Source organism: Pseudomonas sp. JQ36, assembly GCF_053851495.1.
Genome location: NZ_CM132642.1, coordinates 4,721,782 through 4,736,696, shown reverse-complemented (window position 1 = coordinate 4,736,696; position 14,915 = coordinate 4,721,782). Strand labels below are relative to the sequence as shown.

Below are 14,915 nucleotides of genomic sequence, written 5' to 3'. Positions count from 1 at the left end.
GCCCGACGGTGGTATCACGGTTATGTTTCGAGTTGCAGGAACAGGCTCGGATCGCCAATCCGCCGCAGCACGTAGTCGATGGGTGTCAGAGCAGTCAGGGCTTGTCGACGTTCTGCGCTGAGGGTCTTCAAATGCGCATCGGCGATTTTCAGGTGCGCCGCGGTGAATTGTTCCGGTGCGGCTTCGGGCGAGTCGTAGTGAAAATGCGCGAGCCATAACGGCTGATCATGCTGGGTGCTGTCGAGTATCTGATACTCCTGAAAGTAATCCTGGCGCTTTTTGGTCTTGATCCGGCCTTTGGTGTTCCTGACGATCCGTACCTGATGATTGTCCAGCAACCATTGCAAATAGGCTTGTCGAGGCTGGCGATCCTTGAGCAGACTGGCGCGCACGGCGATGCCTTGAGCGCGTAACCGGATCGCCGCACTGTTGAGTTCCGCACTCAAGTTGCCCACCGGCAACCGCGTGCCGCCGGAGGCGACAATGCGTGCCTGCGCCTGTTCGACGCTGACCGCAATCTGTTCCAGTCGCCGCGCCTGCTGATCGAACAGATCCTGCATGTCTGCCGGTATACGGTTGGGCCTCAGAGCGTCACGACGGGTCCGGTCAATGAACGCCTGCACTCGCTCATTCTGGGTCAGGGCATCGGCAATGAACTCGATGTCGCCCACGTGCGTCGTCGGGGAGGCGGAGGGTCTGATGGGAAGCATTTCTTCCAGAGGCGATTCGCTGGCGGCTGCAGGTTTGGCGGGCGCAGGGTCACGAGGCCGGCTCTTGGTGACCTTGCCAACCGGCCGGGACGATCCTGCGACAGAGGGGCCTGGTGTGACCGGCGTGCTGCTTGCTCCGGTTTCCGGCAGCAGTTCGCTCAGTTGCTCCTGCGCCAGTTGTCTGAATTCGCCGAGCAGGCTCCTTAGCCGCGCCAGTTCTGCCGCGACCACCATGCCCGGGTATTCGCCTGGCAAGTCCCCCAGACGCTGATCGGCATCGACATAGACATCAATCAGTCGGCTCAGACGATCAATGCGCAGCGCAGTGCTGTCGCCGTTGTCGGGTTTCCTGATCAGGGCAGCGTGGCGATGTGTGGCGGTGGCGGCTTCGATTATCAGCCAACCGGTGGCTTCCCGCGCCGCTTCGGTGGCAGTTTCCTGCATGCACAACTCGTGAGACATGCCGATGGCATTGGACTTCAGATCCCACTGATTAAACGTCGGGAGCAGTTGGCGCAAGCGTTGTGCGGTGGTCATGCCTGCGCTGCCGATGGTGTCGAGAGTTTCCAAGGAGGTACGGGACAGCTGCAGGCGGGCGATCATGTCCTGGCTCAACGCCAGGGCCTGGTGCAGTTCCTCGTTGTAACTTTGCAGCGCGGCCGGGGTATCGATGACCGTGTGCCGAGCCAATTTACGGGTCAATACCGCGTATGCGTTGCGTTTGAGAACGAACCAGAGGCTGAGGTTTTTTTGCAGCAAAGTGGTCATGCGCTGCAATTCGACGAAATAGCCATCGCTCCCACCCTTGAGGCGCCATTGGCCAAGTATTTTCAAGGCCTCGTCGTAATCCCCGATCAGCTTTTCGACCTGTTCAAGGTAACGCCGGGTCGCCTCTTGGTGGGCTTCTCCGGAGGCGCCAAGCATGGCTGACTGGGCTTGCTCCAGAGCTGCGTTGCCGACGGCTTCCTGATTTCTGAATGCTTCCAGAGCCGCCCCGAGCTGGTTCCTCTGGATTTCCTTTTCCTTGCGCTGGGCCTTGAGCTGACTTTGCAGGCTGGTGCCGCCGGCGCCACCGCGCAGGCGCAGTCGGGTATCCACGAACCATTGGCCTTGCTGGTTGTGAATCAGCAGCGGACCGGTTTTTGACGGTGTCTGCGGATCAACGATTTGCACCTGCTGGTCATCGTTTTCAATCACGCGGAACCAGCGATCGCCCGCCTGCGCATAGGTGCTGGTAGCGAGGCGATACAGGGTCGCCTTGCCGCGCAGCAGGGTTTCCACGGCGGCTGCCGTGAGGTCGGGAGCCGGCACGGCCAGAGTATTCAGAAACGTTGCCAAGGCACCGGGCGAGCGACGGGGCACCGAGCCGTAGGCTTCAAGCGAGGAGTAATGGCTGGCCGGGAGTTGGTCACTCAACAGCGCGGTGACGTGTGTAACCGTGGGTAGGACAGGCGTTTGTACAGGGGGGGCCTGGATCCGGGGCAGTCCTTCGCTTTCGATTTCGCTTGCGCCTTCGCTGCGCAACGCTGTGCGGGGGCCGGTTGTGCGTTGTGTGGCCGCATGATGGGCCAGGATCATGCCCAGGTTCAGCAACATATCGGCGACGGCGCTCCACTGCGCGTGGGTATCGCCACGATTGTGGGCATCCACGACCTGATCGATTTCGCTGATGCTTTGCCAGACCCAGATCGCCGCGCCTGCCGGACCGCAGAGAAAGTTCGCGGCAACGTTGAACAACGCCCACCCACTGTCTCGCAGCAAGGCCCAGCGGCGTTGCGCATTGGACAACGACTGTCGGTCAGCGAGTTCGGCCATCGCCAGTGCATGGGTCTTGAACAGCACCGGGAACACCTCGCCAGTCAGTGCCGTGGAGGCAAGCCCGACCGGCCCGGCCCACTTGACGCTGGTCCAGGGTTCGGCGAGCAATTGCGCGCCCAGCCACGGACTGGGCAGACCGATGGGGAAGGTGTATTGGGCATATTTGAAACTGGTTTGCGAATCCGCCAGCCACGCGAGCACCGAATCCCTCAATTCGCCTGGCTGATGGATGGCGTACAGCAGGTTTTGCGTTGAAGGGAATTGCAGCAATGGCTGCTCAAGCAACGGACGATACAGCAGGCATGGCCCGGCTCCAGGCAGGCGCGGGGCAATGATGAACATGTCGGTGACAACATCGCCAGCAGTCTCCCCGGCATGGATAAACGTCAGCGGACGAATGAACACAGTGTGTGGATGACCGGGTGTCGGTTTGAGCCACTCCTGAACGCAGCGATAACCTTGCTCATCCACGCCGCCGAGGCGTCGCAGCTTGGATTCCAGTGCAATCAGCGGCAGCACTGCGTGCAACTGGCGGATGTAAAAGCGCTGCTGCAGGGGGGCCTGCAGCGGATCGTTGATCAGTCTGTCCCTGATCAAGCCGGGGTAGACCTCACCCATGTCGATCTTGTTTGCCATCTTCGTCAGGTAGGCGACAGTCAGCCACTGCGGCAGCGCTTGCGGCGGGTCGAATTGCAGCGTCGCCAGATACGGCGTGCGGTTTTGCAAGGCGTACTCGCCCAGGGTTTCGATATGGGTGTCATGCGGATCGGGCAGTGTCACGCCTCCCGATTCGAAGCTGTTGGTGATGCGGATTTGCAATTTGTCCAAAGGCAGCCCGGCCGCCGATGGCTGATCGGCAATGATCGCCTCACGCATGCAATTGTGCGCATACGTATCGATCGGCGGGATTGGCATCAGCGCCTTGTCTGCCTGCCGGTACAACTGGCCCAGCGCATTGATCGATTGGCTGTATTGGTCGAGCTCGGCAGCCGAAGCGTCGAGCAGCCAGTCGGGTATCGAGTCATCGAGGTCGATGAGGGTGTTTTTCTGCGGTTCGCTGGCTTGCTCGATCAGGGGCAGAAGGGAGGAGCCGTCCTCGGTCTCCTCGTCGAGACTCTGCCGGGTGATCGCCCGAATGGCATCGAGCTGGTTGGCAATCAGGACCCAGGCCATGTGGTCGAAAAAATTGCCTTCGGGCTCGAACAACTGCCACTGCAGACTCTCTCCGGCCGGTAACAGTTCGATACGCTGCGGCAGTGATTCACCCAGTTGCTGCAGAGAATCGAATGTCTCGTAACCATCTTCCACGGTGTACATCATGACCAGATCGCGCAGGCCATAGCGGCCGAAAATCACCGCGGCGCCGCCCAGAATCAGGTGACCGGTATTGCCTTGAGTATTAACGGAATCGATGTCGATCAGGCACACGCGGATGTCCGACAGTGTTTTGTCGTGACGCTGGCGCTCCTGTTTGTCCGGGCGCCGCGAAACCGCCCGGGCGACCAGACACTGCTCATCGTCCCAGCCCTCGGCGTTATGGACGTTCAGGGCGTCGCGCAGGGCATCGGACAGCTCTTGCCAGCGCGGCAATTGGCGTCGGGTGCTGTTCCAGTAATCCAGCTGTCGCTCGGCGAAGGCGACAAACAACAGAGGCGAATAATCGTTGAGCAGATCGGCAATGGCCTCGATATCGACATCCATATGCACCACTGGCGTGGCTCGGTGGTTCAAGGTCAGAAAGTGTTCACCCTCGAGATAGTTGGCGCTGGAGCCGTTGAAAAATTGCCGGATGAGTGCCTCTGTCAGTGATTCAAATCGGGTCGGCAAGGCCACCCGCTCAGCGTTCAGCCATTGCCATTGTGGCGTGCCGATCATGGCCTGCTCGGGATCGATATCTTGTTGTGGATACAGCGCTTCGAGCGCCTGGCGCAGCACTGCGCTGGCGACTTCATCGACCGTGGGACCGCGACTGGTCTGATGGACGATCTGGCTCTTTTGCAGCAATGCATGGGTTTCGGTGTTCGCTGAATGCTCAGTCATTGTCATTGTCCTTTTTGACGTTTGGGGCTTATGAGAAAAACAGCGAACGCGCCAGCTGCGGGCCGATCGCGCTGCGATAGATAGCGATGATTTGCGGGCTGCTGGTGGCTGAGTCCAGGTCGAAGGCGCCGGCCATCCGTCGTTGCTCCTGCAGTTTCAAATGGGCGGCGGTGAAGGCGTCGGCCGGCGCATCGAGGCTGTTGTAATGGAAGTGCGCGTACCACAACGCCTTGCCGGTGCGCCGCTCGCGAATTTCGTACTCCTGCAGATAATCCCTGCGCGGGCCTTTGAGGCGACGCCGGGCACCGCCAGACACAATGTCGATCTCATCCTTGTGCAATAACCATTCGACCCGGGCAGCGGTTGGCGGTTGTTGCTTGGTCATCTCGACCCGTATCCGGTAGCCCTCGGCGTACAGGCGTTCACCCGCCTGGTTCAATTGGGCGATCAGGGCTGGCGGCTCCTCGGTGCTGTTCGCCCGCAGCCGGGCCTGTTCAAGGCTTTTCGCGCTTTCGTCGAGCTGTTCGGCCTTGCGCTGGAACTGCTCTTCGATCTCGACGGGAATCCGACCAGGTTTTTTGGCATGGGCTTCGGTTTGCCGAATGAAGCTTTCCACGCCATCGAGCAGCGTCTGGCCCTGGCTGATCTGGGTGGCGAGATCCTGCGCCGGAGCTGGCGGGCGGCGCCGTCCGGGCTGAATGCGTTCGACCCAGACTCCGGGCGTTTTCTCGTGAAAGGTGGCGATGACGTTCCCGGTCATGGGCGCTTTCACGTCCAGCAGGACTGGTTGCCCTGGCGCCGAGGAGCGCAACTCGCCGACCACTGTGCCCTTGAAGCGGGTTTTGATAATCCGTTTACGTGAGGCTGGCGCCGGCCTTGAAGGACCGGGCCGAGGCTCCACCGGCCGGTGTTCGAGGAGCAATTGCGCCAGGTGCTCTTCGGTCTGGCGCTGAAACTCGTTGATTCGTTTACGCGTATGGCTGAAGGGCTCGTCGAGCAGCACATCCTTGTGGTTGAGGGCGAAATCCTCTAACGACTGATCGATGGCGGCAAACTGTTCGAGCATGCCGTTGAGGCCTTCGATCCGCTCGTTGGCCCCCAGGCTGGTGTGGTCGAGCAGCAGTTCCTGTGAGGTCTGAATCACCAGGTTGGTTGTGTCGAGCAGGCGTACCAGATCGCCTTGCGCCTGAGTCAGCGCTGGCGAAGCCTGCTCTTTCAGGCAGATGTCGCGAGCCAGCGACACCTGCAGTGCCTTGAGATCATTGAGACTGAACACAGGCAGCTTTGCGCGATAGGTATTGGCGACTTCAGCGGCACGTTTGCCCAGTCGGCTCAACTCCTGGAAACGTGACTGGGCAAACTCGATCTTGCTGATCATGCCCTCGGTCAAATCGTACATTCTGCGGTAGGTGACGGGGTCACCGGTGCCTGCGGCCGTTTCTTCGGCCTCGAGCAGCACCAGGGTTTCCTTGAGGGTTCTGGCGAAGAGAGGATCACGTTGAGCGAGCCATGTCTGGTTGAAGAACAACTGGGTACCGAGCATCTCGGTCATGGCGGTGCGGAAATGGGGCACGGTCTCGAGCAGGTTCAACGATTTCAGCTGGTCGATGGGCGCCGCGTATTCCTCGGTGCGGCGTTCAAGTGCTGCAAGAAACATTGTCTGTTGCGCCACCAGGGTGTCGTCGCTGGCCGCAGTCATGGCGGTGTGAGCGGCTGTCAGCTCTGCGCGGGCCTGCTCGCGCGTGTTATCGAACTCGGTCAGTTGTTTCTTGAGTTCTGCGATGCGTTCATTGTTTTCCCGTCGTTTGGCCTTGCGCCGACTCGACAGACCACCACCGCGCAGACGCAGGCGAGTGTCGACGAACCACTCGCCCCGTCGATTGCGGATCAACCCCGGCCCCTCACGTCCGGGCTGTCGCTGCGAATTGATGATCGAAACCTCACCGGTGTCGGCGACCGCGACTTCGAACCAGCGCTCACCCACCGGTGCGTAGTATCCGCTGGCATGTCGATAGAGGTGACGATAACGGCCGGCGTCGCTGGCGAGCGGGGTGAGTGCATCGGGGCGCGTAACGGCAAAGCGATCCAGGGTTTGGGTCAGGCTCAGGGCGGTGTCGGTCATCAGCGAAGTCTGGTGTTGCGCCGGATATTCACCGATTACATCAGGGCGTTGCACGATGTTCACTGGCGTTGGTGGCACCGGCTCCTTGGGCTCGGTCTCGACGGTCACCGGCGTCTTTTCAGTGATGTCCCGAGGCGTCGCATTACGGGTGCTGGCGTGATGGGCGAGCACCATGGCCAGGGTCAGCAACAGATCGGTCATCGCGGTTTTCTGCTGCCCGGTGTCGCCTGTGGCAGCGGCATCGAAGGTTTGTTGCAGATCGTCCAGCACCTGCCAGATCCAGGCGGCGGTACCGACGGTTCGACCGAAAAACGGCAGTGCGGCGCTGAGGATCATCCAGCTCGCATGCTTGAAGCTCTCCCAGCGACTTTCGCTATTGGACACCGATTGCCGATTCGCCAGTTCGACCATTGCACTGACGTTGGCCTTGAACAGAAAAGCCAGGTAATCGGTAGCGATGACTGCTGTTCCCAAGGTCAGCGTGCCGCTCATCTGCAAGGAAGTCAGTGGATCGGCGAGCAGTTGTGAGAGCGACCATACCGAGGGTCGATCATCGCTGAATACGTAATTGGCATAGTTGGCGCGCGCACTGTCCGGCAACCAGGCGAGGACCGACTGACGCAATGTCGGTGAATGCTTGATGGCGTACACCAGGTTGGCCGGCGACGGGTACTGGAGCAAGGCATGATCGGACAGGGGCCGGTACAGCAGGCAGGGGCCCTTGTCCATCTGTCGGGGGCCGATCACGAACATGTTGGCCACTTCATCGGTGGTCGCCCCCGGGCGCCACGCGGGATTGAAGGCCAGCGGTCGAATGACGATCTCCTGACCGTCCACCCGGCGATTGTCGTCCAGCAATTGAACCACGGCCGCGACATAGCGATAGCCCGCCTCGTCGACCCCGCCCTGTGCGCGAATCTTCTGCTGCAAGGCCAGTAACGGCAATTCGACACGCAGCCGGCTGGTGAACAGGTTCTGCCGTCGCAGGCTTTCCAGCGGGTCATCGCGCAGTTTTTGCCTGATCAGCGCAGGATAGGTCTGGCCGATGTCGACATTGACGATCAATCTCTCCAGATAATCAGCCGTCATCCATGCCGGCACCGCAGTGCTGCCGATACTGCTCACGGTCTTGTTGCCGAGCGGCAGGGCAATCAGATTCTGCAGCGCCAGATCGACCAGGCTGAAGGTGCTGCGTTCGGGCTCCAGCAACGGAGTGAAACTGCCCCACACCACCACACTGTCGACCACGATGCGAATCTCGGCCAGATTCAGTTCAGTGGCTTCGGGATGCTCCTTGAGCAGGGCCGCCTCCAGTTGCTCCAGCGCGAACTCGCGAATCGGTTTGATGCCGTCGTCAAAGGACTGCTCGGCGTTCTGACTTTGCACCTGCGCCAGATCCATCAGATGACGGCTGTAGGCGGTCAGGTCGCTGGGCGAGGCGTCGACCATCCACTCTGGCAACGCTTGCTCGACCAGGTTGAAGCGTGAAGACGACTGCTTGTCCGTGGGATCGAGTTCGTTGGTCGTGCGGCTGACGTGGGGCGTCAGATTGGTTGTCGCCGGTTCGTTTGCCAGCGCGCCAATCGCGTCGGCCTGCAGGGCGATCAGATTGCACGCCAGATGATCGAAGTAGTTGCCGTCAGGTTCGATCAGCCGCCATTGCAAGGTTGCAGGCGGCGGTCCCTCTGTCTGGGTCTGCAGTGAGGCACCCAGTTCCTGCAGGGTATCGAAGGCCTGGAAACCACGAGTGATGGTGTGGGTGAGAATCAGTGTGCGGCTGCCGAGCGTGCCGATCAGTACGGCCATGTCGAGGACGTGCAGGTGAGTGGAAGTGCCATCGCGCGTGGTGTCCAGATCGATCAGGCAGGCGCGGGACTGATAGCGATCATCGGTACTGCGGCTAGTTTTTTGCGGATGGTCGAAAAGACTCTGAGCCATGGCGCGCTGGTCGTCGTCCCACGCCGGGTTCGTCCCGACGTTCCACAGTTCGCGCAGGGACCTGGACAGTCCCTGCCAGCGCGGGGCGGAGGCGCGGGTGAACTGGTTCCAGTAATCGACCTGTTGTTCCTCGAAGGCAACAAACAGCAGCGGCGCCAGTTCATTGAGCAGCCTGGCGATGGCCTCGATGTTGACGGGCAGTTGTACCGGCGTCTCGTGCGCAGGATGCAAAGTGAGGTAGTGCTCGCCATCCAGGTAGGTCACTGGCTTGTTGGCGACGCCATGACGCACCAGCGCATCGGTCAGCGATTCGAAGTGTCGCGGCCCGGGGACGACACGCTGGTCACGCAAGGTCCAGCCAGGTGTCACCACCATTGCCAGGCGCGGGTCGATCTGTAACTTGGGGTATAGCGTCTTCAGTGCCGGTTGCAGGGCGCGGGTGGCGACTTCCCTGATTGAGGGGCCGGCGACCAGTTGGGTAAGCAGGGCGTCTTGATCGTCCGGCAGCTTGTGGTCGGCGGGAGAGTTGAGGGTTTCTGGCATGGTCACATCCTTGGTCAGAACAGCAGGCACCGCGAAAGAGGCGGTGGGCGATGCGTTGCAAGGTAGTGACGGGCTGAGCGCCGAGGGTGGTAGATAGATATCGCAGACAAAAAAAGACCCGCACGGCGGCGGGTCTTGTCGTCAGCGTCGGCTCAGGTTCCGGACTTGATCTTGGTCCAGGCCCGGGTGCGTGCCCGCTCGGCATCCCGCGGCAGTGGTTGCAGGGTGTAGAGCGTGCCCATTGCCGCATCGGTCGGGTACAGGTTGGGGTTGTTGCGGATCGCCGGATCGACCAGTTGCGTGGCGTCCTTGTTCGGGTTCGGATACCCGACGAAGTCGCTGACCGGCGCGATCACCGCCGGTTGCAGCAGGTAGTTGATGAAGGTGTAGGCGTCCTCGGTGTTCTTCGCGCCCTTGGGAATGGCGAGCATGTCGAACCAGATCGGTGCGCCTTCCTTGGGCAGGCGCATGTCGACCACCACACCGTTCTTCGCTTCCTTGGCGCGATTGGCCGCTTGCGAGAAGCTGCCGGAATAACCGACCGCGACGCAGATGTCACCGTTGGCGATGTCGGCCATGTACTTGGACGAATGGAAGTAGGTCACGTACGGCCGGATCTTCATCAGCAGCGCTTCGGCCTTGGCATAGTCCGCCGGATTTTTGCTGTTGGGGTCCAGGCCCAGGTGCTGCAGGGCCAGCGGCAGAATCTCCGACGGCGAGTCGAGCAGGGCGACGCCGCACTGCTTGAGCTTGCTGATGTTCTCCTCCTTGAAGATCAGGTCCCAGCTGTCCACCGGCGCGTTATCCCCCAGCGCGGCTTTGACCTTGGCCGGATTGAAGCCGATCAGGATCGTGCCGTACATGTACGGCACGGCAAATTTGTTGCCCGGGTCGTTGGCCTCGATCAGCTCCATCAGTTTCGGATCGAGGTGATTCCAGTTCGGCAGCTTGCTGCGATCCAGCGGCTGGAACACCCCGGCCTCGATTTGCTTGGCGAGGAACACGTTTGACGGCACCACCACGTCATAGCCGGAGTTGCCGGTCAGCAGCTTGGCTTCCAGCGCTTCGTTGGTGTCGAAGATGTCGTAGACCAGTCTGGTCTGGGTGTTCTGTGCCTTGAAGTCTTCCAGCGCCTTGGGCGTGATGTAGTCGAACCAGTTGTAGACGCGCAGGGTGCGTTCTTTGGCGTGGGCGCCGACGCTGAGCAGCGCGGCGCACACGGCTGGCGCAATGCAGTGCTTGAGTCGGTTCATTGTTCGAACCCTTCGAGCACGTTTACTGCGTTGATGCCGATTTCCTCCACCGCGTAGCCACCTTCCATGACGAACAGCGTCGGTTTGCCGAGGGCGGCGATGCGTTTGCCCATGGCCAGGTAATCCGGACTGTCGAGCTTGAACTGCGAGATCGGATCGTCCTTGAAGGTGTCGACGCCCAGCGACACGACGATGACGTCGGCGCCGTAGCTGTCGATCTCGTTGCAGGCCTGTTCCAGCGCCGCGCTCCACACATCCCAGCCGGAACCGGCCGGCAGCGGATAGTTGAAATTGAAGCCTTCACCCGCGCCTTCACCGCGTTCATCCTCGTAGCCGAGGAAGAATGGAAACTCGGCTTCCGGGTGGCCGTGGATCGAAGTGAACAGCACGTCGCTGCGCTCGTAGAAAATCGACTGGGTGCCGTTGCCGTGGTGATAGTCGACGTCGAGGATCGCGACTTTCCTGTGGCCGGCATCGAGGAATGCCTGAGCGGCGATGGCGGCGTTGTTGAGGTAGCAATAACCGCCCATCAAGTCGCCGGCGGCGTGGTGTCCCGGTGGCCGGCACAGGGCGAAGGCGCTGTGCGCGCCGCGCTGGATTTCCGCCTGCGCAGTCAGCGCCACTTGCGCTGCGCTGTAGGCTGCTTGCCAGGTGCCGGCGGTGATCGGCGCGCCGCCGTCGAAGCTGTAGTAACCGAGCTGGCCGTGCAGGCTGGTCGGTTTGATTTGCCGCAGAGTGCGGGCGGGCCAGGTGTAGGGCAGCAGGTCGCCGTCGGTGTTGAATTCAGTCCAGCGCTGCCACGCACCCTTGAAGAAGTCGAGGTAGTCGCGGCTGTGGATGCGCGCGATCGGTTCGAGGCCAAAATCCTTTGGCGCTTCTACCGGGCCGAGGTTCTGGTGCTGTACCCGTTGCAGCACATGGTCGGCACGCGAAGGCATCTCGAAGCACGGCTTGAGCTGGCCGTCGATGAGTTCGCAGCGGCCGTGGTGCAGGTGGTGATCGTCCGAGTAGATCGTCAGCATTTGTTGTTCTCCGCAGGGGGCTGATTCGGTTGCTCCCAGTGTTGCGGCGCGCGACGAATCGGAGAACGGCAGGAAAGGCCAAAAGGGGATCGATATGGCCAAAAACTCTGACCGCAATTCGCCCCTCTTTTCAGTACAGCCTTGCTTAGATTCAGGCATGCAATGCATTCCGGTGGGAGCGGGCTTGCTCGCGAATGCGCAGTGTCAATCGCGATCAATTTATCTGACATACCGTATTCGCGAGCAAGCCCGCTCCCACACTTAAAGCTCAGGAAATTATGCGCGGTTAATCATGATTGATAATTTAGAGATGATCTTGATGTTTAAGTTTAAACAGTGTTTAAGAACTTTTTAAGTTGGTCTGCTTTTGGTTTTATTATTGTTTTTAATTGGCTCAAGGCATGGTGCATGCCAATTTTAAAGTTGGAAACAGGCGCTGTCTACTGTCAGAAATTACAGGTTTTTCTCGAATTTAATACCGTTTGTCGCATGCTTTTATTTATATATTAGTTTTTTGACAGCCTGATAAGTTGGGTCTAGGTTGCCAAAGGCTTACCTCTGGTTGTTTGAGGAAGAGGCTGGCTATCCCTATTAGCTTTGATGATTTGCAAAAGGAGATTTGTATGAGTACTTCGAAATTTGAAAAATATTCGCCGGAGTTCTTTCGAGGCATCAAAAAGGCAACCGAAGGTCAATTCAAAATTAAAGTTGACGGTAAAGACTATACCTTTCCGGTCAGTCGCGCTGAAGTCCGCGAAAAGGACATTGTTCTTGAATTCGATATGAGTGAAGGGGATCCTAGTGTTAGCCACTTTATTGCAATAATTATTGAGAAAAAGTATTTGAATGAAAAAGTGGAGTTTACCGAGGGGGGGGAGCCCGTTTATTTCCTGTTTCAAAATGCCAAGCAAGAGTGGTTGGCGGAAAAAGGCTGGATTCATGTGTACTGGCAAGAGAACAGCAAGAAAATCAGCGGGTTGGTGGGCAATGTGGAAAGCGGCCAGCCTGGTGACTCCAAACTGGAGGGCGGGAAATTCGAGGTCACCTTAGCTTGATTGTTAAACCTTCCTGCGTCAGTTCTGCAGGAAGGTTTATTTATGCTCCGAATCGCATTTTCCAGTTTTTATCAGTTCAATTCGCCACACAGGTCGAGTTCGATCAGTCGGCGCACGTCAGCCGACTTCAGGCTGGGAGCTGCCCAAGGCTGCGATCTTTTGATCTTCAGGGTCTGAACTGGCTCGGCGCCACCCCGCTCCAGCGCACGAACGCATGGCGGAAACTCGCGGTCTCGCTGAAGCCCAGGGTCTCGGCGATGCGGTAGATCGGCAACTGATCCTCACACAGCATCTGCTTGGCGCGCTCGAAGCGCAGTTCGTCGAGCAGTTCCTGATAGCTGCTGCCCATGTCCTTGAGATGGCGACGCAAGGTGCGCGGCGAGCACTTCATCTGCTGGGCCAGTCCCTCCAGCCCCGGTGCTGCATTGAGCTGGGCACTGAGCAACTGGCGAATTCGCCCCAGCCACGCCTGGCGTCCGGTGAACTCGATGTTCTGTTTGCGGCAGCGTTCGGCCATGGCCTGGTGGGTGATGCTGTCGGCCAATGGCAGCGGCTGATCGAGCCAGCGCCGGTCGAAGGCGAAAGCGTTGTCCTTGGCGGCGAAGTGCAGCGGGCTGGCGAAGTGTTCGGCGTAGCTGTCGCGATAATCCGGCGCGGCATGTTCAAAGCGTGTCGCCAGCAATGGCAGCGGATGTCCGAGCAGGTCGTCGCAGATGACCTTCAATGACACCAGGCAGAATTCCGCGTTGAACACCGCCATCTCCGGGCTCTCGCGGTAATCGGCAGCGACAAACCAGACCCGTTCGCCGTCGTCTTCCAGACTCAGTTCGAAAAGTGTTCCCAGCAGCGCTGGATAGCGTATCGCCAGGCGCAAAGCGTCACCTAAGGTGGCACTGGTGAGCAGGGCGTAACCGAGGATGCCGTAGCAGGAAACGTGCATCCGCCGGCCCAGTTCCAGGCCGATGTCATGCTTGAGCGCGACCGCATTGGCGCAGACCTGCATTTCCTGATTGGTGGTGATGCGTGTGTCGGCACGGGCCAGATCCGCTGCACTGATGCCGCTGCCGGCCAGCAGCGCTTCGCTCGACAGGCCTTCGGTCTTGAAGGTGTTGAGCACCAGTGAGACGGCATTGAGCGTCGTGAGGTGGGAGTGGAGCATAAGATCTTCCAGCCTTGGGGGTGCTGGAAACGGCAGCAAGTTATATGCCGGGTGAAGATCAAACGGTGTGAACGCAGTTGTGGCGAGGGAGCTTGCTCCCGCTGGGGCGCATAGCGGCCCCAAAACACTGCGACTGCTGCGCAGTCGAGCGGGAGCAAGCTCCCTCGCCACAGGGGCTCACTCCTGCAAGGGTTCGGGTGGTATCAGATCAGCTCGCCACACAGGTCGAGTTCGATCAGGCGTCGTACTTCGGCGTTGTCCAGTCCCGCACCGAGCAAGCCGTGCAGCTTGCCGAACGCTGCTTCGCGGGTCATGCCGCCGCCGGACAACACGCCAACACCACGCAGCCGGCTGCCGGCCTCGTAAACGTCCAGCTCGACCCCGCCTTCATGGCACTGCGTGACCGCAACCACCACCACACCGTTGTCCCGCGCGCGGCCAAGGCTGGCGAGAAATTCGCTATCGTCGCTCGGCCCGGTGCCGCTGCCGTAGCATTCCAGCACCAGCCCCTGAATGCCGCTGGCCAGCAGACCGTCGACAATCCCGGCACCGATGCCGGGGAACAGTGGCAGTACCGCGACGTTGACCAGTTGTTTTGGCTGGCTGTAGTTCAACGCGGCTGGAATCGACGGTGCTTTCACTCCGCCGCCCTGACGTTCGAGGCGCTTGAACGGATGCCGGCCGAAGCTGCGCACTTTCGCGCAGCGCGTCGGCGCCAGCAGCTCGCCGTGGAAGTACAGGTGCACGCCCGGCGCCAGACCCTGACCCAAGGCAACCAGTGCGCCGCCGAGGTTTTCCCAGGCATCGCTGTCGGCGACGCCGGCCGGCAGCATCGAGCCGGTGAAACACACACGGGCATGCAGGCCGAGCAACTGAAAGCTCATCGCCGCGGCGCTGTAGGCGAGGGTGTCGGTGCCGTGCAGGATCAGCACGCTGTCGCAGCCTTGCACGTCCACGGCATCGACTACCGCTTCACGCAGTTGCTGCCAGTAGGCCGGGGTCATGTTGGCGCTGTCGATCAGCGGCGACATTTCCCGGAAGCGCCACTGCGGCACCACCAGTTCGGGCTGGCTGTGCAGGTACTCGCGCATCCGCGCTTCGAAACCGGAGGCCGGGGCAAGGCCATTGGCGCTGGCCTGCATGCCGATGGTGCCACCGGTGTAGAGCACCATGACGTGTTGGGCGGCGGGATAAGTCGAAGGGTTCATAGGATTCTCCGAAACGGTGAGTTCCTGTGGGAGCGGGCTTGCTCGCG

General features: G+C 60.2%; 7 protein-coding genes. 1 reads left to right on the top strand and 6 read right to left on the bottom strand.

Translation table 11 applies throughout. The annotated features are described in order from the left end of the window. Positions 1-20: 20 nt before the first annotated feature. From ACS4NR_RS21400 to ACS4NR_RS21385, 4 genes are all read right to left on the bottom strand, one after another. Positions 21-4,568: a hypothetical protein gene (locus tag ACS4NR_RS21400; protein ID WP_456018268.1), complete on the bottom strand. Its 4,548-nt coding sequence runs from the start codon at positions 4,566-4,568 to the stop codon at positions 21-23. Between the two features lie 28 nt (positions 4,569-4,596). Further along, positions 4,597-9,171 (bottom strand): hypothetical protein, encoded by a 4,575-nt coding sequence (locus tag ACS4NR_RS21395; RefSeq protein WP_456018267.1) that lies wholly within the window; start codon positions 9,169-9,171, stop codon positions 4,597-4,599. A 152-nt stretch (positions 9,172-9,323) separates the two neighbouring features. After that, the gene (locus tag ACS4NR_RS21390; protein WP_456018266.1) at positions 9,324-10,424 is read right to left on the bottom strand and encodes a polyamine ABC transporter substrate-binding protein; all 1,101 of its coding nucleotides are present in this window, start codon (positions 10,422-10,424) and stop codon (positions 9,324-9,326) included. Continuing rightward, positions 10,421-11,446, bottom strand: coding sequence for a histone deacetylase family protein (locus tag ACS4NR_RS21385; RefSeq protein WP_456018265.1), 1,026 nt, complete (start codon positions 11,444-11,446; stop codon positions 10,421-10,423). Before ACS4NR_RS21385 ends, ACS4NR_RS21390 begins: the two co-directional genes overlap by 4 nt. 623 nt (positions 11,447-12,069) lie before the next feature. Here ACS4NR_RS21385 and ACS4NR_RS21380 point away from each other — a divergent pair. Then, a complete protein-coding gene (locus ACS4NR_RS21380) occupies positions 12,070-12,501 on the top strand; it encodes a hypothetical protein (RefSeq protein ID WP_456018264.1) in 432 nt (143 codons plus the stop codon). A 166-nt stretch (positions 12,502-12,667) separates the two neighbouring features. Here the strand turns inward: ACS4NR_RS21380 and ACS4NR_RS21375 are convergent, their stop codons facing one another. Together ACS4NR_RS21375 and ACS4NR_RS21370 are read right to left on the bottom strand one after the other, a co-directional pair. Next, entirely contained in the window at positions 12,668-13,660 is a 993-nt protein-coding gene (locus ACS4NR_RS21375; RefSeq protein WP_443535343.1) for an AraC family transcriptional regulator, read from the bottom strand. A gap of 203 nt (positions 13,661-13,863) precedes the next feature. Beyond that, entirely contained in the window at positions 13,864-14,868 is a 1,005-nt protein-coding gene (locus ACS4NR_RS21370; RefSeq protein ID WP_456018263.1) for an asparaginase, read from the bottom strand. Between the last annotated feature and the right edge of the window lie 47 nt (positions 14,869-14,915).

Excerpts from the sequence above, each read along its gene's own strand:
- ACS4NR_RS21400 (WP_456018268.1), bottom strand. The coding sequence starts at position 4,568 with ATGACTGAGCATTCAGCGAACACCGAAACCCATGCATTGCTGCAAAAG.
- ACS4NR_RS21395 (WP_456018267.1), bottom strand. The coding sequence starts at position 9,171 with ATGCCAGAAACCCTCAACTCTCCCGCCGACCACAAGCTGCCGGACGAT.
- ACS4NR_RS21390 (WP_456018266.1), bottom strand. The coding sequence starts at position 10,424 with ATGAACCGACTCAAGCACTGCATTGCGCCAGCCGTGTGCGCCGCGCTG.
- ACS4NR_RS21385 (WP_456018265.1), bottom strand. The coding sequence starts at position 11,446 with ATGCTGACGATCTACTCGGACGATCACCACCTGCACCACGGCCGCTGC.
- ACS4NR_RS21380 (WP_456018264.1), top strand. The coding sequence starts at position 12,070 with ATGAGTACTTCGAAATTTGAAAAATATTCGCCGGAGTTCTTTCGAGGC.
- ACS4NR_RS21375 (WP_443535343.1), bottom strand. The coding sequence starts at position 13,660 with ATGCTCCACTCCCACCTCACGACGCTCAATGCCGTCTCACTGGTGCTC.
- ACS4NR_RS21370 (WP_456018263.1), bottom strand. The coding sequence starts at position 14,868 with ATGAACCCTTCGACTTATCCCGCCGCCCAACACGTCATGGTGCTCTAC.